We start from the raw sequence: 20234 nt of genomic DNA, 5'->3' as shown, positions 1-20234 counted from the left end.
CCCTTTAAGGGATAAACCATTTGTCAGGGGGAAGAGGTTAGGGGTATAATGACGGAGAGAAATTCGGTTGATAATGCCGAAGGGAAACCTGGGGTGAAGGCTATGCAGGGGCCAGCCCATTCATCTCGAGAGCACCTCCGCAGCCTCCCGGCGGTTCATGAGGTACTGCAACACCCCCTGCTGCTCGATGCTGCGTCTCGTGATCGCACCCTGGCTAGGGATTGCGTCCGCCGGGTACTGCAAAAATGGAGAGAGCGGATCCTCAAGGAAAATACAGAGCCGCCGCCCCTAGAAGACCTTGCTGCCGAAGCCATGGCTCTGTTTTCCAGCTCGGGTAAGCCCAGCCTCCGGCGGGTCATCAACGCTACCGGAGTGGTGCTGCACACCAATTTAGGCCGCGCCCTCTTAAGCAGACCAGCCGTAGAGGCAGTTCAAGAATGTGCAACCCGCTACACCAACCTGGAGCTGGACCTAGAAACCGGCGAGCGCGGAAGCCGCTATACCCATGTAGTGGAGCTCCTCCGGGAAATAACAGGCGCGGAAGCCGCTTTGGTGGTCAACAACAATGCGGCTGCCGTATTCCTCTGCCTGGCCGCCTTGGCTTCGGGCAGGGAGGCCATTGTTTCCCGCGGAGAACTGGTGGAGATCGGGGGTTCCTTCCGGATACCCGAGGTTATGGCCCAGAGCGGCGCTCGCCTGGTGGAAGTAGGAACTACTAATAAGACCTACCTTGCCGACTACGAACGGGCCATAACTTCTGAGACGGCCCTCCTTCTTAAGGTACATCCCAGCAATTACCGGATCCTGGGCTTTACCCACCAGGTCTCCACAAAGGAATTGGTCGAGCTAGGGCGCAAGTATAACATTCCGGTTATGGAGGACTTGGGTAGCGGCTCTTTTCTAGACCTCTCCCCTTACGGCCTTCCCGGCGAACCTACCGTGCAGGAAGAGGTGGCTGCTGGGGTAGACCTCCTGACCTTTAGCGGCGACAAACTCCTAGGGGGACCGCAAGCAGGGATCATCGTAGGTCGTGAGGATCTGGTACGCCTTATTGCCCGGCATCCCTTAAACCGGGCGTTACGTATAGATAAACTTACCCTGGCCGCCCTGGAGGCTACCTTAAGGGCCTACCGGGACCCGCAAAGGGCACGGGAGGAGGTACCCACTTTAAGGCTTTTAACCTTGCCTCAGGAAGAGCTAAAAAAACGGGCCCAGAAGCTCTACCGCTTATTATCTAGAAGCAAAGTGAGCGGTGCGGAGATCGTCATGGTAGAAACGGTCTCCCAGGCCGGCGGGGGATCCCTGCCCCTGGCAGAATTGCCTTCGTGGGGTATTATGATAAAGCCCCTGGATAGAAGTCCGGCAAGGCTCGCCGCGGAACTGCGGCAGGGGGAACCCCCGGTATTAACCCGCCTACAAGGGGAGGCGGTACTTTTAGATCTCCGTACAGTGCTACCCGGGGAAGAGGTGGAAATCGTGAGGGCCGTGGCCAGGGTGCTAGGTTGAAGGAGGATCTTGCCTTGCAACGCATAGTGGTAGGTACGGCCGGGCATGTAGACCACGGTAAAACCCTTCTCGTTAAGGCCCTGACCGGCGTGGACACCGACCGGCTTAAGGAAGAGAAAGAACGGGGGATCTCCATCGAGTTGGGGTTTGCGCCCCTTAAGCTGCCCGACGGCCGCCAGCTGGGGTTGGTGGACGTACCGGGGCACGAGCGTTTCATCCGCCAGATGCTGGCCGGGGTGGCGGGAATAGACCTCGTCCTTTTGGTGGTGGCTGCAGACGAAGGGGTGATGCCCCAGACGCGGGAACATCTCGCCATCATAGACCTCCTGCAGATTAAACGGGGGATCCTGGTTATAACCAAAATAGATCTGGTAGAGCCCGCCTGGTTGGATTTGGTGGAAGAAGAAGTAAAAGAGCTGGTGCGGGGGACGACGCTGGAGGGGGCCCCGGTAGTGCGAGTCTCCGCGGTTACAGGCGAGGGTCTAGAAGAGCTTAAAGAAGTCCTGGCCAGGATAACCCTGGAAATCCCCCCGCGGCCCAGCTCGGGGAGGATAAGGTTACCCGTTGACCGGGTGTTTTCATTACCAGGGTTTGGTACCATAGTGACCGGGACTTTGTGGTCCGGAACCATAGAGGTAGGTATGGAAGTAGAGGTTCAGCCCGAGGCCCGTAAGGGCCGGGCACGCAGCCTGCAGGTCCACGGCCGGTCCGTATCCCGGGCCGAAGCAGGACAGAGAGTAGCCGTAAACTTGGCCGGCATAGAGGTCCAGCATGTACGGCGGGGCAGTGTCTTGGTAGAACCGGGCCTGTGGCAGCCGGCCGTGCGGTTGGACGTAAACATCAAACTGCTTCCCGGGGCCCGGTTAAAGAACAGGGAACGGGTGCGCTTTTACCTGGGCACTAAGGAAGCCTTTGGAAGGGCCGTCCTGCTGGACCGGGAGGAGCTGGAAGGCGGTGGGGAAGCCCTGGGCCAGCTAGTTTTAGAAGAACCGGTGGTGGCCGCACCCCGGGACCGCTTTATTCTGCGGACCTACTCCCCGCTTATGACCATAGGCGGGGGGGAGGTTATAGCGGTGAATACCCCCCGCCACCGCCGCTATGACGAAAAGGTTCTAGAAACTTTGAAAAGGCGGCTTACGGGCAGTCCTCCTGAACTTTTTCTGGACCTTATCCGGGAAAGTAAGGAAGGATTGGAGCTTAAGAAAGCTTGTTCCCAAGCCGGGCTGGCTGTGGAAGAAGCCCGGGATATCCTTAAGGAAGAGGCCAGCCGGGGAGAATTCATAATACTTCCAGCAGGAGAAGGAGAAGAGTACGTATTGACCCGCGAGGGCGTGGACCAGTTTTGGGAGCGGGTACATCCCCTTCTTAAAGATTTTCACCGGCGTTACCCGTTGAGACCGGGCTTACCCAAGGAAGAATTGAGAAGCAGGATATTTAGCCGCCTGGACTGGCGGGCCTTTCAGGGTATCCTTGAGCTGTGGTCAAAGGAAGGCAAGATAAGGCTGGAAGGCAATGCCGTCGCCCTGGGAAGCCATAGGCCGGGGATGGATGAAGAGCAGGAGAAGGTAGCGAGGATCTTACTAGAACGGTACAGGGCGGGCTGGTTTCAGCCACCTTTGCCCGAGGAGGCTGCCCAAGGTCTGGATTTGGCCCCCGAAGAATTGGAGGAAATACTGCACTTTTTAGTCCGGCAAGGAAGCCTGGTGAAGGTGGCGGAAAAGCTCTATTTCCACAGGGAAGCTTTCCGGGCCGCCCAGGAGGAGATACGGCGCTTGGGCAGGGAGGGGCTATTCACCTTGGGCGCGGTGCGGGATGCCCTAAAAAGCTCCCGCAAGTACGTGCTTCCGCTCCTTGAGTATATGGACCAGATAAAATTTACCCGGAGGATAGGGGACAAGCGAACCGTAGTTGAAGGACCCTCTTGAAAAAGCTCTTATTGGCGGCTGGTGGAAGCAAGGAGCATCGACCTTTTTCGAAGGTGAAGCTTGAAGGAAAGTAGGAGAATAAGCTAGCGGGATTTAAAAAGAAGGTAGGGAAAGATGAAGGAGGGAAATAAAAGTAAGAAAGTAGTAATAAGCCTTTCCCGCCGGACAGAGCCCTATTTTTTTGCCCGGGAGCTTACCCGGCTTCTTTTAACCCGTTATCCCCCGGAGCGGGTGCACACAGTAGTGGTATGGACCAAATTCCCCCAGGTAGTTTTAAACACCATGCGGGACGTTTTAAAAAAATACGACCAAGTCTACGTTCATCTCACCATCACCGGACTGGGGGGGACGCCGGTAGAACCCCGGGTACCACGGCCCGAGGAAGCCTTATCCCACCTACCCGAGCTCATCGACTTTTTAGGAGACCCCCGCCGCCTGAGGGTCCGACCGGATCCGCTGGCAGTTATAAGGCGGGGACCAGAAGTCTTTTCTAATATAGAAAAAGCAGCAGAGATCATCAGGAGAGCCGTACAATTAGGCGTGCGCCATTTTTCTACTTCCTTTATGGAAGTTTACCCTAAGGTACGGCGGAGGCTCACCTACCTGGGCTTTGAGGCCGTAGAGCTTGATCAAAAGGAACGGAAGGAAATATGGGAGACGTTGGCCAACGCAGCAGCCGAAGGCGGGGGCACCCTTTATGCCTGCTGCGTCCCCGGCTGGCCGACTTCGAGGTGTATAGATGGGGCACTTCTTAAAGCCCTCCATCCGCGGGGTGAAGATTGTCGTACAGATAAACCAGTTGGCCAGCGGACGTTATGCGGATGCACCCATTCTGTAGATCTGGGGTGGTATAGCATGAAGTGCCCTGCCGGCTGCCTGTATTGCTACGCCGAGCCTCTAAGGAGCTAGAAAGCCTTGACTGGTCAAGCTTTACTGTGCTATAGTAACGCCAAAGGTAAATAGCGGGTAAATTCAATGAAGGGGAAAAGTAGGAGTGCGGCGGCTTACCCAGCGAGCCGGCGGCGGTGGGAGGCCGGTTAAGCCCTGCACTTTGAAGTTCTCCCCGGAGAAGCGGGCTGAATGTGGGTTGGTTACCCACTAGTAGGTTTAGCCGGGGCTCCCGCCGTTACAAGGGAGGGGGTATCGGAAAAGGAGGGATAACTTTTCCCGTACCCTTTTAAAGAGGGGCCCTTAGGCAATTAAGGGCAACTAGGGTGGTACCGCGGGTAAGCTCCCCGTCCCTGGGACGGGGAGCTTAAATTTTTTAAGGAGGTAGCCTTACGGCCATGATAGTAGTTATGAAGCCTGGTGCAACCCGGGAACAGATAGCTATGGTTTGCCAGCGCCTGGAGGAACTGGGATTTAAGGCGCATCCCATCTTCGGTCAGGAGAAGACGGTAATAGGGGCCATCGGTAATAAGAGGGCCTTGAGCTCGGAAGCCCTAGTTAACCTTCCGGGAGTAGAAAGGATAGTCCCCATCCTTAAGCCTTACAAGCTGGTAAGCAAGGAGTTAAAGGACACCCCCACCATTGTGCGCATAGGGGGCATACCGGTAGGGGGCCGCAGTATAGTGGTAATGGCCGGGCCGTGCGCTGTAGAAGACGAGGAGCAACTTTTTAAGACTGCCTACGCTGTAAAAGAAGCAGGAGCCCAGATCTTAAGGGGAGGAGCCTTTAAGCCCCGCACATCCCCGTATTCCTTCCAGGGGTTGGAGGAGGAAGGGTTAAGGATGCTGGCTCGCGTACGAGAGGAGACCGGCCTACCCTTTGTCACTGAAGTTTTAGATACCCGGGATGTTCCCCTGGTGGCGGAGTACGCTGACGCCCTGCAGATCGGAGCGCGCAACATGCAGAATTTCCGGCTTCTTAAGGAGGCTGGGGCTACGGGGAAACCCGTCTTACTTAAGAGGGGCCTGGCGGCTACCGTTGAGGAGTGGCTTTTGGCGGCCGAATATATTCTGGACACGGGTAACCAGCAGGTTATCCTGTGCGAAAGGGGCATCCGCACCTTCGAGACCTCCACCCGCTTTACCCTGGACCTGGCCGCGGTAGCCGTAGTCAAAGAGAATTCCCACCTGCCCGTCATCGTAGATCCCAGCCACGGAACGGGGAATTGGAGATATGTTCTTCCTTTAGCCAGGGCGGCCATCGCGGCCGGAGCTGACGGGCTTCTCGTGGAAGTGCACCCGGATCCGGCCCATGCCCTCTGCGACGGGCCGCAGTCCCTGCACCCGGAAACCTTTGTACGCCTGATGGATGAGGTGACGGCGGTAGCATGGGCTGTGGGGAGGGGTTTGGCTTCTTCTAGTCTCTCACCGGTGGTTTCAGCAGCAGGATGCAAAAGAGTTGGGGCAGGACTTTCTACCCATAAAAAGGAAACTGTAAAAGTTAGTTTGCGAGCAAATTAATAAAAGGAAATTACCTAAAAAAAACGAATATAACTAGTAACGGTTTTTACTATTCCAGAAGGGGTGGGGGCGGGTGAAAAAGGATGTGCTCCTTAAGGTCAAGGGCACCCAGACCACAGATTGGGGGGAAAAGAGCTCTATAGAATTTGTAACGGCGGGGCAGCTATTTAGCCGGGAGGATCATTTTTACATCCTGTATAATGAATCCAGCCTGGCCGGAATGGAGGGTATCACTACTTCCCTTAAAGTAGAGCGCACGCGGGTCACCTTGAACCGCATGGGCCGGACCGAACATAAGGCCACCTTTGAAGAAGGGCTTTTAAGCGACGGATTTTACGTTACACCTTACGGAGTATTGCGGCTTTCCATTCTTTCCTCCAAGGTAGAAGTTGACTTGACAGAGGCAGGGGGAAGTATTAATCTAGAATATGAGTTGCAGCTAGGAGATGAAAAAGTAAGCAATAACCAGCTAGAGATCACCGTAAGATCACTATAATCCACCAGGAAGAGTTCTCAGGAGGTTACCGTGAACATAGTACAAGAAATGAAAAGAAAGCTGGCCCGCGCCTTAGAGGAGGCCGCAGCCAGCGCTAGGGCAGCCGGCGAGGTGGCTTACGACGAGCTGCCCACTTTTGTGCTTGAGGTACCCAGGGAAAGAGAGCACGGCGATTTTGCCGCAAACATCGCTTTTGTGCTCGCCCGCAAGGCCCAAAGGCCGCCGCGGGAGCTGGCGGAGGTGCTGGTGCGTCACCTGCCCCTGCCCATCAAAGGGGTGGCGCGGGTAAATGTAGCCGGGCCGGGGTTTATTAATTTTACGTTAGAGGAAAATTGGGCCCTCCCGGTACTGCCAGCCGTACTGGCCGAAGACCAGTACTACGGCTGGTCCAATATCGGACAGGGACAAAAGGTCCAGGTGGAGTTCGTAAGCGCCAACCCTACCGGGCTTTTGCATATGGGCAATGCCCGGGGGGCTGCCTTGGGAGATGTTATCGCTAACTTGCTGACCGCTACCGGCCACGAGGTCACCCGTGAATTTTACATCAACGACGCCGGAAACCAGATCGAAAATTTCGGCCTCTCTTTGGAAGCGCGGTACCTGCAGGCCTTCGGTATTGAGGCGGAAGTGCCGGAGGAGGGCTACCACGGCCGCGACCTTATTGATACCGTTAAGAGGTTTATCGAAAAAGAAGGAGACAGGTATCTCCACGCCGCCCCTTCTGAGCGGAGGAAAGCTTTGGTCGATTTCGCCCTGCGGGAAAAGCTTACTGCTATAAAGAAAGCCCTGGAGGATTTCGGGGTTTATTATGACGTTTGGTTTAGCGAGCGGAGCCTCCACGACTCTGGCGCTGTGAAGAAGGCTATAGAGGACCTTAAAGAGCGCGGCTATATTTACGAAAAGGACGGGGCCTTGTGGTTTAGGAGCACGGCCTTCGGCGAGGAGAAGGATGAGGTAGTAGTACGCCAGAACGGGGTACCTACCTATTTTGCTGCGGACATAGCCTATCACCGTAACAAGTTTGAGCGGGGATTCGAACGTGTTATAAATATCTGGGGTGCAGACCATCACGGGCATGTAGGGCGGTTAAAATCCGCACTTGCCGCCTTAGGCTATGACCCGTCGAGGTTGCAGATAGTGCTTATGCAGCTTGTGCGGCTCTTCCAAGGGGGAGAAATTTTACGCATGTCCAAGAGGACCGGGCAATACGTCACCCTGGAGGAGCTTTTAGAAGAAGTGGGAAGGGATGCGGCGCGTTTCTTTTTTGTGATGCTCAAACCGGACAGCCACTTGGATTTTGACCTGGATCTAGCCCGCTCCCAGACGAGCGACAACCCCGTCTATTACGTACAATACGCCCATGCCCGGATATGTAGCATCCTGCGCCTGGCCAAGGAAAGGGGCTTGTCGGTACCTTCACCCCAGGAAGTAGATTTAAACCTCCTTAAGCATCCTGCAGAACTCGCACTGGTCAAGAAGATAGCCGAGCTTCCTGAGGTAGTCGCTGGCGCAGCCCGAGCCCTGGAGCCGCACTGGCTTACTCGTTATGCCCAAGAACTGGCCTCCCTTTTTCATACCTTCTATACCCATTGTCGCGTCCTGGCTGATGAGGAGACTTTGCGCGGGCCGCGGCTTATACTGGTGGAGGCGACACGGATTACTTTGCGTAATGTTTTACACTTATTGGGTATTAGTGCACCCGAGAGGATGTAGCATGACATGGGGGAGAATACGAAGTTTATTTTTATCACCGGCGGTGTCGTCTCTTCCTTAGGGAAGGGGATAACCGCCGCTTCTTTAGGTAGGCTTTTGAAGAGCAGGGGGCTTAAAGTAGCCATACAAAAGTTCGATCCTTACATTAACGTAGACGCCGGTACCATGAGCCCCTACCAGCACGGGGAGGTTTTTGTAACCGAGGATGGTGCGGAAACGGACCTGGACTTGGGGCATTATGAACGGTTTGTGGACATAAACTTAACCGGGGCCAGCAATGTGACGGCCGGTAAAGTTTACTGGTCGGTGATAAACAAAGAGCGGCGGGGAGATTATCTGGGGGGCACGGTGCAGGTGATCCCCCACGTAACCAACGAAATTAAAGAGCGGATATACCAGGTGGCCGAAGAGACCGGCCCCGATGTAGTTATTACGGAAATAGGGGGCACCGTCGGAGACATCGAGTCCCTCCCTTTTCTCGAAGCCATAAGGCAGCTTAAGAGTGATATAGGCCGTGAGCGGGTTTTGTATATCCACGTTACCTTGGTGCCCTACCTTAAAGCCGCCGGGGAGGCCAAGACTAAACCCACCCAGCACAGTGTAAAGGAATTGCGCTCCATAGGTATCCAGCCGGATATAATCGTGTGCCGCACTGAAAGACCCCTCTCCCGGGAGACGGCCGAAAAGATAGCTTTATTCTGCGATATTGAAAGGGATGCCGTAATCCAGGCTGTGGATGCCGAATCTATTTACGAGGTTCCCCTTATGATGGAGGAAGAAGGGCTGGCCCGGATCGTTGTAGAGAAGTTGGGCTTGAAATGCGGGCCTCCTCAGCTCGATGATTGGCGGGCTATGGTAGCCAGGATGAAGAACCCCAAATACCAGGTCACCATAGCCTTGGTGGGCAAGTATGTAACTTTACCGGATGCCTACCTTAGCGTTGTGGAGGCCCTGCGGCACGGGGGTTTGGTCCACGAGGTGTCCGTGGATGTCCGCTGGATCTACTCAGGGGCCCTTACCCCCCTTGGTATGGAGGAGGCCCTGGAAGGGTGTGCGGGGATTTTGGTGCCCGGAGGATTTGGGGAGCGGGGTATAGAAGGGAAGATCCTGGCTGCCCGGTGGGCGCGGGAGAAAGGGATCCCTTACTTGGGTATCTGCCTGGGGATGCAGCTTGCCGTAGTGGAATTCGCGCGGCACGTGTGCGGCCTGGAAGGGGCCCATAGCTCAGAGTTCGACCCCGACACCCCCTATCCGGTTATCGACCTCCTGCCGGAACAGAAGAAAGTAGAGAATTTAGGAGGGACCATGCGCCTGGGCGCCTACCCCTGCCTGGTTAAAGAGGGAACCCGGGCGTGGGAGGCCTATAATGATAAGCTGGTATACGAACGTCATCGGCACAGGTACGAATTTAACAACGCCTTTAGGGACATCCTTGCTTCTAAAGGCCTCGTTATAAGCGGCACCTCGCCGGACGGCGACCTGGTGGAGATAGTGGAAATGGAAGACCACCCGTGGTTTGTGGCCTGCCAGTTCCATCCGGAGTTTAAATCCCGGCCCAACCGGCCCCATCCGTTATTTCGCGACTTTATCGGGGCGGCGCTGGCTTACGCGAAACAGAAGGGTGGGCTTAAATGGCTTTAAAATACCGCCTCATAGCGCCGGAAGAAGAAAAGGTTTTCGACGGCTTTCTCGCCAGCCACCCCTATGGTCATATATTGCAGACCTATGCGTGGGGCGAGGTTAAGGCTAAAACCGGCTGGAAGCCCTTGCGCCTGGTAGTGGAGGAAGACGGGCGGATTGTCGCTGCAATTTCCCTCCTTAAGCGGAGGCTGCCCCTCCTAGGGAAGAGTATTTTTTATGCACCCCGGGGTCCGGTGGTGGATTTCGGGAACCCTCCTTTGGTGCGTTTTTTGTTCCAGGCTGTAAAAGAGCTTGCCCGCCGGGAAGGGGTTATTCTGTTAAAGATAGATCCCGCCGTTTCGTCTGAAGAGGTACAAGTAACGGAACTGCTCCGTGAACTGGGGTTCCGCTTGGCCACGCGCGGTACGGGGTTTGAGGGGGTACAGCCCCGCTACGTTTTTCGCTTGAGCCTTGCTCCTTCTTTGGAGGAGATAAAGAGGAACTTTCACCCCAAGACCCGCTACAACCTGGGGCTAGCCCAGCGCAGGGGTGTGACCATCAAAAGCGATTGCACTTTAGAGGATCTTCGGGTTTTTTACAAGCTGCTGCAAGAGACCGCGCTGAGGGACGGCTTCCTCATCCGCTCCTATGATTATTTTCTCACCTTATGGGAAGAACTGGTGGAACGCGGTTACGCCAAGCTCTTCCTGGCTTATTATCAGGGCGAGCCCATCGCCGGCACCCTGGCCTTTATCTTCGGGGGTAAGGCCTGGTACCTGTACGGTGCCTCTAGCAACCGGCACCGCAACGTCATGCCCAACTACCTTCTCCAGTGGACTATGATCTGCTGGGCCAAAGAGCAAGGTTGTACTTTATACGATTTTCGCGGGGTACCGGGGGATCCGTCGCCGGAGCATCCCCTGCACGGGCTTTACCGGTTCAAAAAGGGGTTCGGTGGGGTGTTCACGGAGTTTATAGGGGAGTATGACCTGGTATATTCTCCTTTCTACTACTGGCTGTGGCGGGCAGCCCAGCCGGCCCACTCTTTACTGCGCCGCTTGCTTTTTTTAAGGCTAAAAAGCAGGGCAGCCGGAGGAGAGGATTCTTCCACTACCGGCGAAGTTTAGTACTGGGCAGGGATAGGACCTTAAACCCTGCGAGGTAAGGGAACCTACTAGGGTCGAGGGAATCCGGGAGACGGAGGCGTTTTTATTTTTATGGAACAGGGATATGCGGGCAGCCCCGGACTATACGAATTTTTAGGGCCTCGCTGGGTAGAAATAGAAGTAACGGCCTTGGAGAACAATTTACGCGAGGTAAGAAGAATACTTAACCCTTCCACCCGCCTTTTGGCCGTGGTCAAAGCTGACGCCTACGGCGCTGGTGCAGTGGAGGCCGCACGGGTATTCAGCCGGGCGGGCGCCGACTACCTGGGAGTAACTACTCTGGCTGAAGGGGTGGAGCTTAGGCGGCACGGCCTTATCATGCCGATTCTTGTCATGAGCCCTTTGCTGCCTGAAGAGATCCCGCAAGCCTTAAAATGGGATCTCACCTTGTCGGTAGCCAGCCGCTGGGGAGCTGAAGCCGTAGCCCGTGCGGTTAAGGAGACGGGGCGGCAGGCCCGCGTTCACCTGGAAATAGAGACCGGTATGCACCGCACAGGTCTTGAGCCGGAGGAGGTTAAAGCTGTAAGGGATGTTTTGCGCTGCCCGAGCATTGTGGTAGAGGGCATTTATACCCACCTTTCCCACGCAGCCGACAGGCGCAAGGCCGTAGAGCAGTTTTCTCTGTTCTGTCGCATATGCCGTGAATTAGAAGAAGAAGGCCTGGAGATCCCTTTAAAGCACGTGGCCAACAGCTTTGCCTGCCTTAGTTATCCGGAGATGCACCTGGACATGGTCCGGGTAGGCACACTCCTTTACGGTCAATATCCTTTTGGAGCAAAGCGACGGGAGCTGGAACTTAAGAATCCCTGGAAGGTGAAAGCCCGGCTGCTCCATGTAAAAGAGGTTCCCGCGGGGACAGCGGCAGGGTATGGAGGTGATTATGTCACCAAACGCCCCGCGCGCTTGGGTACCGTACCTTTAGGGTATGCGGACGGACTGGGGTTGACTGCTATAGCACGGCCCAAATCTCTAGCGGATCTGCTCCGTTTCTGGGCCAAAGCGTTGCTGGCTTACCTGGGCCGGCCCCACCGGGAGGAGGCGGTTTTCGTGCGGGGGCGGCAAGTTCCCGTGGTAGGCCGCGTGGGCATGCAGCTTTCTTTAGTGGATTTGGGAGAGCTTCCTGCAGATGAAGGGGAGGAAGTGGAGGTCAACCTGGGCCGCTCCTTCGCTTCGGCTAGGCTTCCCCGGCTGTATTTACGGGAGGGGGAACCTTATCTTTTACGCTTGCCTACCGGGGAATGGCGCACTTTGAAAGATAGCCTGGCCCGGGAATATGTATAAAGGCCCGGTGATAAAGGGAGCAGGAATTCCTTGGCCTTTTAGCGAATATATTGTATTTTTAGAGGAGCGGATTCCCTATTCCCCTTTACCAAATGAGCTAGCGGAGCCTAACTGACGAGTTTGGTAGGGGATGGGAGGTGAATTGGCCTGCGCAAAAATTCTATACTTATCGTAGATGACCAGCCGGGTGTAAGGCGCCTGTTGTTGGAAGCCCTGAGTCAGGCGGGCTTCCGGGTTTGCCAGGCGGCAAGCGGGGAAGAAGGACTACAGAAGATAATAGCGGAGAAGCCCAGCCTGGCCATACTGGATATGAAAATGCCGGGGATGAGCGGAGTGGAGTTTTTACGCGAGCTACATAGGAGGGCATGCTCTCTACCTGTAATTGTGGTGACGGCCTACGAAGACAAGGAACTAGCGGAGCAAGCGCGCAAGCTGGGCGTGCGGTATTTCCTGCACAAGCCCTTCGATCTCTCCCACCTTTATCACCTGGTGGATGCGGCTTTAGCCCAGTCGTGCTATTCACAGCTGGAAATTGTAACGGGATGAATAGACGGGCCCGGTCTTTAAACCGGGCCTTTATTTTTCAAGGGCGGCCTGGAGGATTTCACCTAAGGATAGCGAATTATAACTTGTCGGAACAGAAAGGGAAGGGTCCATGGTCATCTTTACCGAGGTAGCTTGCGCTCTTTACTGCCCGGGGTGCGGTAGTCTCGAAGTTTATAATTTTTCCCTCTTTACCCTAGGGCGGGGTAACTTCCAGATCCGGTGCCCTTGCGGGTGCGTGCTTTTAGATATAGAGAGGCAGAAGGGGAAGGGGTTTGGGGTTCAGTTTAACTGCATAATTTGCGGGGCCCGGCATTGCTGGCCTTTTCCCCGGTGGGATAGGCTGGGCGCAGAGCTCTTCACCTTTTTCTGCGAGGACATGGGATTGGAAGCGGGTTTCATGGGGCCGCGGCCCTTGGTCCAGCAGGCCATGAAACAGTTAGACCGGACTTTGGCCGAAATTGCGGCCGACCTAGGGCTCCTGGATGGCCGGTGGATATAAGAATATCCAGTGTTGCGAGCACAAAAACTATGCAGGGATATTGAGTAAAACTGGACAAGCGGGCGGCGGATGGGGTTTATTACAACCGACCTGGATTTTAAGCGAGGGATAAGGATGCCTCTGGTAAGCTTAAGGGAAGTGCTGGAAAGGGCCGAGGAAGGTGGCTACGCGGTAGGAGCCTTCAATTGTAATAACATGGAAATAGTTCAAGCCATCGCCGAGGCAGCGGAAATGGAAAGAGCTCCGGTGGTGATCCAGGCCAGTCAGGGGGCTCTAAAATATGCCGGGTTAAACTATATAGTCTCCCTGGTTCGGGCCGCGGCGGAAAGCATTCGGGTGCCCGTAGTTTTGCATCTAGACCACGGAACGGACCGGGAGCAAGTACTTAAAGCCTTGCGGGCGGGCTTTACGTCCGTGATGATAGATGGATCTAAATACCCGTTGGAGGAGAATATTGCCGTAACCCGGCAGGTTGTAGAGGTCGCCAGGCCTATGGGAGTATCGGTAGAAGGTGAATTGGGCCGTATTATGGGAACGGAGGATAATATTCAAGTGGATGGCCAGGAAGCCTTTTTTACCGATCCCGAAGAAGCCCAGCGCTTTGTAGCGGAGACAGGGGTGGATGCCTTGGCGGTGGCAGTAGGGACCGCCCACGGTGTATATAAAGGGGAGCCAAGGCTTGATTTTGACCGGCTAAAAAGGATACGGGAGCTAACCCGGATCCCCCTTGTATTGCACGGTTCCTCAGGTGTGCCCGATGAGGCTATAAGAAGGGCGGTAAGCCTTGGGGTGCGCAAGGTCAACATAGATACCGATATTCGGCTAGCCTTCCTGCAAAAGGTGCGCGAGGAGCTGGACCGCCGTCCAGAAGAGATCGATCCCCGGCGGATTTTGGGACCGGCCCGGGAAGCGGCCCGGGAGGCCATCCGGTATAAGATGCGAGTTTTCGGCTGTGCCGGCAGGGCCTGATAAATAAAATTTCCGCCTCCTGGGGAAGGCTATACGGGGAAGCAACACCTGAAAGGAGGCGGTGTAAATGCCTAATATCAAGTGCGGGGTGGAGGAATGCCAGTACTGGGATAACATGATCTGTACAGCAGACAGTATTGAAGTGCGGTCAAGCGGTGACCGCCGGGTACGGACCTCCGAAGACACAGCTTGCCATTCCTTTAGGCCCCGGAAAAGCTGACCTTTTTCGGAAAAATTGTTTTCAAGGGCCCGACGTTCCAGCCGTCGGGTCTTACTTTGATTTAAAACCTCGTGCTTTTTGCAGGATTTTCCCCGGTCATGGTGAAAATAAAGATTAAGCTTAAAGGGGAGGTGCATTTTTTGCGCATTTTTCTCGATACAGCCAATATAGAAGAGATTAAAGCAGCCGCTGAATTGGGTATAATTTCTGGTGTAACGACCAATCCCACGCTGGTTGCCCGGGAAGGCCGCCCCTTGCGCCAGGTGGTAGAAGAAATTTGCCGGCTGGTAGACGGCCCGGTAAGTGCCGAAGTCATTAGCCAGGATGCCCCGGGTATGGTTGAAGAAGCCAGGGAACTCGCCTCGATACACCCCAATGTGGTCATTAAAATACCCATGACGGCCGAAGGTTTAAAGGCCGTCAAGGCCCTCTCCAGGGAAGGTATAAAGACCAATGTTACTTTAGTTTTTTCGGCCAATCAAGCCCTTCTTGCTGCTTTAGCCGGGGCCACCTTTGTAAGCCCTTTTATAGGCCGTATAGATGACGTAGGTCAAGAAGGAATGGAAGTTTTGCACGATGTAGTATCCATCTTCGCCCAGTACGGGTTTAACACAGAGATCATTGCTGCTAGCATCCGCCATCCGTTACATGTTTTGGAAGCCGCTCGCTTGGGCGCCGACATTGCTACAGTCCCCTATTCAGTTCTCCTCCAGATGATAAAACATCCCTTGACTGATATCGGCTTGGCCAAATTCTTAGCCGACTGGGAAAAACTTAAAGCAAAATAAAATGGAGGTTGTCTTTTCCTTGGATTTAAAGGAATTAGAAGGTAAGACCATTCTTGAGCTCCAGCGCTTGGCCCGGGAGATGGGGCTTAAGGGTTATTCCAGGTTGCGCAAAAAAGAGCTTGTGTCCAGGCTGGCTGAGCTTCTGGCCGAAAGAAAACCAGAGGGAGAAACTCCTGGTGAAGAGGGGAAGCCCACATTTGAGGAGGAGCGAGCCGGGGAAGTCGAGGCTAGGGAGAAGCTCCCGCAGGCGGTAGCAGGGGAGCCCCCCTTAGAAAGGCCGGGTCCCCGGCGAGAAGCTCCAGCAGAATCTGAAAGGGTTGGCCCCCCAGGGGAGAGGGTGGAGGGCCGGGAAGAGGATAGAAGGCCCTTAAAGCCCGGGCCGCCGGAGCAGGTGACCGAGCAGCCAGAGCGTATTGAAGTTGTGGAGCGTGCTGAAGAGGCCGAGCCCTTGCAGGCTCAGGGCATCTTGGAGATCCTTCCCGACGGCTACGGTTTTTTACGCCCCTTTGCTTATCTTCCCAGCGAAGACGATATCTATGTTTCCCCTTCCCAGATACGACGTTTTGACCTGCGTACGGGGGACAAAGTCAAGGGGTTGATACGCCCGCCTAAAGACAACGAGCGGTACTATGCGCTTTTAAGGGTGGAAGAAGTCAACGGCGAAAACCCCGAGACTGCCCTGCGGAGGCTTCATTTCGACGAACTTACCCCCGTATTTCCTTACGAAAGGCTTACTTTAGAAACCCCGGATAACGACCCCTCCACGCGTATAATAGACCTTATAGCTCCCTTGGGTAAGGGGCAGCGGGCCCTTATAGTTTCTCCTCCCAAAGCGGGTAAAACTGTTCTGCTCAAGAAAATCGCCAACAGCATAACCACCAATTACCCGGACATAGTGCTCATTATACTGCTGATTGATGAACGCCCCGAAGAAGTTACCGATATTGAGCGTTCGGTTAAGGGAGAGGTGGTTAGCTCTACCTTTGACGAGTTACCGGAAAATCATGTCAAAGTAGCGGACATGGTGCTGGAGAGGGCAAAAAGATTGGTAGAGCATAAAAAGGACGTGGTGGTGCTTTTGGACAGCATCACCCGCCTGGCCCGGGCGAACAACCTGGTTGTTCCTCCCAGCGGCCGTACCCTGTCGGGTGGCGTAGACCCGGCGGCCTTGTACAAGCCTAAGAGGTTTTTTGGCGCTGCCCGGAAGGTAGAAGAAGGCGGAAGCCTTACCATTGTAGCCACGGCCCTTATTGATACAGGCAGTCGCATGGACGAAGTGATTTTTGAGGAATTTAAAGGTACGGGTAACATGGAGCTCATCCTGGACCGTAAACTGGCGGAGAGAAGGATTTTCCCGGCCATCGACGTTAAACGTTCCGGGACCCGCCGCGAGGAACTCCTTCTTTCACCAGAGGAATTGGAACTGGTCTGGCATTTCCGGCGGGCCACGGCCCATTTGGGTACTGTGGAGGTTGCCGAAATGCTCATTGATGCCATGAGGAAAACAAAAAGCAACCGCGACCTTCTGCGCGCCCTTCCTGCCTTATTTCCCCGGGAAAGCAGGGTGTGAAAGTTTTAAGTTAGACAGCTCGGCGCCGGCCCACCGGTTTCAAGCCGCTGCGCAAAGCAGGGTATGAAAATTTAAGTTAAAGGTTAAACTATTAAAGCTGGTGGAAGCATATACCAGCAATTCCTCCTTTAAGGGGTGATGTAAACATTATGCTGATGCGCAGGGCAGCAGGCTGGGCCTTAAGCCTGGTTCTGGCCGGCCTGTGGGCGCTCAGCGGCTTTGGGCCGGGAACTTGGGGGACGCGTAGCCGAGCGGAGGCGGCCATTGTGGAGGATCTGCAGGAAGTAGCGGCCGTCGTGGCCCCCGCCCAGTATGAAGAGCTAGCTTCCCGAGTAAACCCCCTGACCCGCCTGTACCAGGTGGAGGAGGGCGACACCATAAAAGGTATTGCTCGGCGCTACCGGCTGGATGCCGAGCTGTTGGCGGCCATGAATGACCTGGACCTCGAGGCCTCCTTGACTACCGGCCAGTTTCTGGTCTTACCTTTCGAGGGCGAGCGGACCTACGAAGTGAAAAAAGGGGATACCATATGGGGGATAGCCCAGGTCTTCGACCTGAGGGTAGAGGAGATAATGGAAGCTAATGGTATAACTGATCCCCGTACCCTGCAAGTAGGTACTCTGCTCACCCTGCCTGAGAGCCGCAAGCCGGTTGGGAATTATTCCCATCCCGTCTCCCGCGGGGGTTTGGTGTCTTTCCTCTGGCCGGTGATAGGCCCCATAACTTCCTTTTTCGGCTGGCGGGGAGAAGAGTTTCACCACGGCTTAGATATTGCGGTCGAAGCGGGTACCCTCATCCGTTCCGCCCGGTCCGGTACAGTAGAATTTTCGGGGTGGCGGAACAGCATATACGGCCGTACGGTTATCCTGGACCACGGGCAGGGACTGAAGACCGTGTATGCCCACAACGAAGCGAACCTGGTAGTACCGGGTGAATATGTGGAGGCAGGCCAGGTGATAGCTAGAGTCGGAAGCAGTGGCAGGGCTACCGGGCCCCACCTGCATTTTGAAGTCTGGGAAAAAGGGCGGCCTGTAAACCCGCTACGCTTCCTGCCTTAAACAATAGGCCGGCTAAAGGCCGGCTTTTTTTATTTATGTGTGGCAAGACGGGCTTTGAGTAGCTTTCCTTACGAAGTGAAGCGGGATCCGTGGCCCCTAGGCCCGGGTATTTGCAGGGCCGGGTGTTCTGTGCTATACTTAAATGAGTTCTACAATATACGGAGGTGATATATTCTTATGAAGCCCGGAATTCACCCTCCTTACGAGAAGGCGCGTATTATATGTGCTTGCGGCAACGTCATCGAGACGCGTTCCACCAAGAAAGAGATCCGGGTGGAAGTATGCTCTAGCTGCCATCCTTTCTATACCGGAGCTCGACAAGTGGTGGTGGAGCGTGGGGGGCGCATAGAAAAATTCAGACAGAAGTACGGCAAGTAAAGGTAGTTGCAGGTAAGGAAGGAGAGCGGAGCCCGAGGGCTTTCAGTTATGCCGGAGGTACAATTTGGCGGTCAAGCGGTCATCGAGGGAGTCATGATGCGGGGTCCCCACAGGCTGGCCGTGGCCATTCGGCGGCCGGCGGGGGACATCCTGGTGGAAGCCCGGCCGTTTTCTTCTTGGGCTTCACGTCACAGGTTATTGCGGCTCCCTTTTTTTAGAGGCGTAGTAGCTCTGGTAGAATCCCTGGTCTTGGGTATAAAGTATTTAAGCCTTTCTGCCGGCGTTGCTTTGGAAGAAGAGGGGGAAGAGCTTAGACCCCGCGATTTGATTTTGACTGTAGCCTTAGCTCTAGTTGTGGCTACAGGTATTTTTGTGGTTATACCGGCTGTTCTAGCGATGCTCACCCACGTTTGGCTCCCTTTTTACGGACAGAGCCTGCTGGAGGGGTTTTTGCGCCTGGCTTTATTTTTAGGGTATATAGCGGCCATATCGCAGGTCAAGGATATCCAGCGGGTTTTTCAGTACCATGGGGCCGAGCATAAAGTAATAAATGCTTTAGAGGCGGGGGAAGAGCTTACTGTAGAGAGGATACGTCCTTACTCTACCTTACACCCGCGCTGCGGGACTAGCTTCCTTTTATTGGTAGTGTTGCTCAGTGTTTTCTTTTTCTCCTTTTTAGGGAAAGGCGGTATCTGGTGGAGGCTTTTCTCCCGTATAGCGCTTTTGCCGGTTGTGGCCGGGTCGGCTTATGAAGTGATCAAGTGGGCCAGTCGCCACATGGGTTCTCCCGTGGTGCGGCTTGTGGTGGCGCCCGGACTGTGGTTACAGAAGTTTACTACACGCGAACCCGATGACGAAATGCTGGAAGTGGCTTTGAAGGCCCTATTGGCGGCTAAAGGAGAGGCTAGCGCAGGGGAGGTGGTGAGGTGTTAGAGAAGCTCAGGGAACTGGAGGAAAAGTATGAGGAGCTAGGAAGGCTTATGACAGATCCGGCCGTCTTGACGAACCCTGAGGAGTTGCAGAGGACGGCCAAGGCCTATACAGAACTAGAGGAAATTGTAACTACCTTCCGGCGCTACCGCCAGGTGGAAGAAGAGCTGGCTACGGCTCGCGAGATGCTAGGCGAAAGCCAGGACCGCGAATTTATAATGCTCCTTAAAGAAGAGATAGAAAAATTACAGGAGGAAAAGGAAACACTAGAGAAAAGGCTTAAGATTTTGCTGCTTCCTAAGGACCCCAATGATGAAAAGAACATCGTCATGGAGATCCGGGCTGGAGCGGGTGGCGAGGAGGCCGCACTTTTTGCGGCTGACCTTTTCCGGATGTACCAGCGTTATGCCGAAGGTAAAGGCTGGCGCACGGAAGTAGTGGATGCCCATCCTACGGAATTGGGCGGGTTCAAGGAGATTGTCTTTATCGTGGAAGGCCGGGGAGCCTACAGCCGGTTGAAATTTGAAAGCGGCGTGCACAGGGTTCAGCGGATACCGGTTACAGAGTCCGGAGGGCGCATACACACCTCTACGGCTACGGTGGCTGTTTTACCGGAAGCGGAAGAGGTGGAGGTAGAGATAAGACCCGAAGACCTGCGTATCGACACTTTCTGCTCTAGCGGACACGGGGGGCAGTCGGTTAACACCACCTACTCGGCGGTGCGCATCACCCACCTGCCCACGGGGCTGGTAGTTACCTGCCAGGATGAGAGGTCCCAGCTAAAAAATAGGGAGAAGGCTTTGAAAGTATTGCGGGCCAGGCTTTTGGATATGGCCAGGGCCCAGCAACACAACGAACTGGCAGCGGCCCGGCGTTCCCAGGTGGGCACAGGTGATCGCAGCGAGCGTATACGCACTTATAATTTTCCGCAGAATCGGGTTACGGATCACCGTATAGGCTTAACCCTCTATAACTTAGAAGCAGTCCTCGACGGGGAACTGGATGAGATCATAGATGCCCTGGTGGCTTCGGAGCAAGCAGAAAGGCTTAAGGCTCTGGATAAGGAGAAGTAAAAGAAGTGCCCGAAGCGGTCTCCGCCCGGAAGCGCCCAAGGCCTTATTTTAATGCCGGGTGGGTGACATATCAGAGCTTATATCTGGG

Annotated in this window: 19 protein-coding genes and 1 other annotated feature; all 19 genes read left to right on the top strand. The window is 54.9% G+C overall.

Features of this window, described 5'->3' with window-relative positions; translation table 11 throughout:
* The first annotated feature begins 102 nt into the window (after window positions 1–102).
* Window positions 103–1506 (top strand): L-seryl-tRNA(Sec) selenium transferase, encoded by a 1404-nt coding sequence (gene selA / locus L5656_RS00740; protein WP_428849286.1) that lies wholly within the window; start codon window positions 103–105, stop codon window positions 1504–1506.
* A 14-nt stretch (window positions 1507–1520) separates the two neighbouring features.
* Window positions 1521–3431 (top strand): selenocysteine-specific translation elongation factor, encoded by a 1911-nt coding sequence (selB, locus tag L5656_RS00735; protein WP_297197569.1) that lies wholly within the window; start codon window positions 1521–1523, stop codon window positions 3429–3431.
* Window positions 3432–3545: 114 nt separating this feature from the next.
* Window positions 3546–4340 carry a DUF1848 family protein gene (locus L5656_RS00730; protein WP_297197566.1) on the top strand — a complete coding sequence of 265 codons (795 nt, stop codon included), beginning with the start codon at window positions 3546–3548 and terminating at the stop codon, window positions 4338–4340.
* Between the two features lie 57 nt (window positions 4341–4397).
* Window positions 4398–4677: a binding site (T-box leader), on the top strand.
* A gap of 40 nt (window positions 4678–4717) precedes the next feature.
* On the top strand, window positions 4718–5839 hold the full coding sequence (gene aroF / locus L5656_RS00725) for a 3-deoxy-7-phosphoheptulonate synthase (protein ID WP_297197563.1): 1122 nt from the start codon (window positions 4718–4720) through the stop codon (window positions 5837–5839).
* Between the two features lie 73 nt (window positions 5840–5912).
* Complete coding sequence (locus L5656_RS00720; protein WP_297197560.1) at window positions 5913–6335, top strand: DUF1934 domain-containing protein; 423 nt, start codon at window positions 5913–5915, stop codon at window positions 6333–6335.
* A 30-nt stretch (window positions 6336–6365) separates the two neighbouring features.
* Entirely contained in the window at window positions 6366–8048 is a 1683-nt protein-coding gene (argS, locus tag L5656_RS00715; RefSeq protein ID WP_297197557.1) for an arginine--tRNA ligase, read from the top strand.
* Window positions 8049–8054: 6 nt separating this feature from the next.
* Window positions 8055–9689 (top strand): CTP synthase, encoded by a 1635-nt coding sequence (locus L5656_RS00710; protein ID WP_297197554.1) that lies wholly within the window; start codon window positions 8055–8057, stop codon window positions 9687–9689.
* Window positions 9680–10795 carry a lipid II:glycine glycyltransferase FemX gene (locus L5656_RS00705; protein WP_297197551.1) on the top strand — a complete coding sequence of 372 codons (1116 nt, stop codon included), beginning with the start codon at window positions 9680–9682 and terminating at the stop codon, window positions 10793–10795. Before L5656_RS00710 ends, L5656_RS00705 begins: the two co-directional genes overlap by 10 nt.
* A 90-nt stretch (window positions 10796–10885) precedes the next feature.
* On the top strand, window positions 10886–12115 hold the full coding sequence (alr, locus tag L5656_RS00700; protein WP_297197548.1) for an alanine racemase: 1230 nt from the start codon (window positions 10886–10888) through the stop codon (window positions 12113–12115).
* A 141-nt stretch (window positions 12116–12256) separates the two neighbouring features.
* Entirely contained in the window at window positions 12257–12661 is a 405-nt protein-coding gene (locus tag L5656_RS00695; protein WP_366017783.1) for a response regulator, read from the top strand.
* A 109-nt stretch (window positions 12662–12770) separates the two neighbouring features.
* Window positions 12771–13160: a hypothetical protein gene (locus L5656_RS00690; protein WP_297197545.1), complete on the top strand. Its 390-nt coding sequence runs from the start codon at window positions 12771–12773 to the stop codon at window positions 13158–13160.
* A 114-nt stretch (window positions 13161–13274) separates the two neighbouring features.
* On the top strand, window positions 13275–14129 hold the full coding sequence (locus L5656_RS00685; RefSeq protein ID WP_366017782.1) for a class II fructose-1,6-bisphosphate aldolase: 855 nt from the start codon (window positions 13275–13277) through the stop codon (window positions 14127–14129).
* Window positions 14130–14196: 67 nt separating this feature from the next.
* On the top strand, window positions 14197–14349 hold the full coding sequence (locus L5656_RS00680; RefSeq protein WP_297197539.1) for a DUF1540 domain-containing protein: 153 nt from the start codon (window positions 14197–14199) through the stop codon (window positions 14347–14349).
* Window positions 14350–14489: 140 nt separating this feature from the next.
* On the top strand, window positions 14490–15137 hold the full coding sequence (gene fsa, locus L5656_RS00675) for a fructose-6-phosphate aldolase (protein WP_297197537.1): 648 nt from the start codon (window positions 14490–14492) through the stop codon (window positions 15135–15137).
* A gap of 1 nt (window position 15138) precedes the next feature.
* A complete protein-coding gene (rho, locus tag L5656_RS00670) occupies window positions 15139–16707 on the top strand; it encodes a transcription termination factor Rho (protein WP_297197535.1) in 1569 nt (522 codons plus the stop codon).
* Window positions 16708–16856: 149 nt separating this feature from the next.
* Window positions 16857–17765 carry a peptidoglycan DD-metalloendopeptidase family protein gene (locus L5656_RS00665; RefSeq protein WP_297197533.1) on the top strand — a complete coding sequence of 303 codons (909 nt, stop codon included), beginning with the start codon at window positions 16857–16859 and terminating at the stop codon, window positions 17763–17765.
* 177 nt (window positions 17766–17942) lie between these two features.
* A complete protein-coding gene (rpmE, locus tag L5656_RS00660) occupies window positions 17943–18143 on the top strand; it encodes a 50S ribosomal protein L31 (RefSeq protein ID WP_297197530.1) in 201 nt (66 codons plus the stop codon).
* A gap of 48 nt (window positions 18144–18191) precedes the next feature.
* On the top strand, window positions 18192–19076 hold the full coding sequence (locus tag L5656_RS00655) for a DUF1385 domain-containing protein (RefSeq protein ID WP_297197527.1): 885 nt from the start codon (window positions 18192–18194) through the stop codon (window positions 19074–19076).
* The gene (gene prfA / locus L5656_RS00650; protein ID WP_297197525.1) at window positions 19070–20146 is read left to right on the top strand and encodes a peptide chain release factor 1; all 1077 of its coding nucleotides are present in this window, start codon (window positions 19070–19072) and stop codon (window positions 20144–20146) included. The genes L5656_RS00655 and prfA overlap by 7 nt, the downstream gene beginning before the upstream one ends.
* Window positions 20147–20234: the final 88 nt, after the last annotated feature.

The sequence above is a fragment of the Thermanaeromonas sp. genome (assembly GCF_021890735.1).
In the GTDB taxonomy this organism is placed as follows: domain Bacteria; phylum Bacillota; class DSM-521; order Neomoorellales; family Neomoorellaceae; genus Thermanaeromonas.
This window is presented reverse-complemented; position numbering and strand designations above follow the sequence as displayed.

Excerpts from the sequence above, each read along its gene's own strand:
- L5656_RS00705 (WP_297197551.1), top strand. The coding sequence starts at position 9,680 with ATGGCTTTAAAATACCGCCTCATAGCGCCGGAAGAAGAAAAGGTTTTC.
- L5656_RS00690 (WP_297197545.1), top strand. The coding sequence starts at position 12,771 with ATGGTCATCTTTACCGAGGTAGCTTGCGCTCTTTACTGCCCGGGGTGC.
- selA (WP_428849286.1), top strand. The coding sequence starts at position 103 with ATGCAGGGGCCAGCCCATTCATCTCGAGAGCACCTCCGCAGCCTCCCG.
- rho (WP_297197535.1), top strand. The coding sequence starts at position 15,139 with ATGGAGGTTGTCTTTTCCTTGGATTTAAAGGAATTAGAAGGTAAGACC.
- L5656_RS00665 (WP_297197533.1), top strand. The coding sequence starts at position 16,857 with ATGCTGATGCGCAGGGCAGCAGGCTGGGCCTTAAGCCTGGTTCTGGCC.
- L5656_RS00730 (WP_297197566.1), top strand. The coding sequence starts at position 3,546 with ATGAAGGAGGGAAATAAAAGTAAGAAAGTAGTAATAAGCCTTTCCCGC.
- alr (WP_297197548.1), top strand. The coding sequence starts at position 10,886 with ATGGAACAGGGATATGCGGGCAGCCCCGGACTATACGAATTTTTAGGG.
- rpmE (WP_297197530.1), top strand. The coding sequence starts at position 17,943 with ATGAAGCCCGGAATTCACCCTCCTTACGAGAAGGCGCGTATTATATGT.
- L5656_RS00655 (WP_297197527.1), top strand. The coding sequence starts at position 18,192 with ATGCCGGAGGTACAATTTGGCGGTCAAGCGGTCATCGAGGGAGTCATG.
- L5656_RS00685 (WP_366017782.1), top strand. The coding sequence starts at position 13,275 with ATGCCTCTGGTAAGCTTAAGGGAAGTGCTGGAAAGGGCCGAGGAAGGT.
- L5656_RS00710 (WP_297197554.1), top strand. The coding sequence starts at position 8,055 with ATGGGGGAGAATACGAAGTTTATTTTTATCACCGGCGGTGTCGTCTCT.
- L5656_RS00680 (WP_297197539.1), top strand. The coding sequence starts at position 14,197 with ATGCCTAATATCAAGTGCGGGGTGGAGGAATGCCAGTACTGGGATAAC.
- aroF (WP_297197563.1), top strand. The coding sequence starts at position 4,718 with ATGATAGTAGTTATGAAGCCTGGTGCAACCCGGGAACAGATAGCTATG.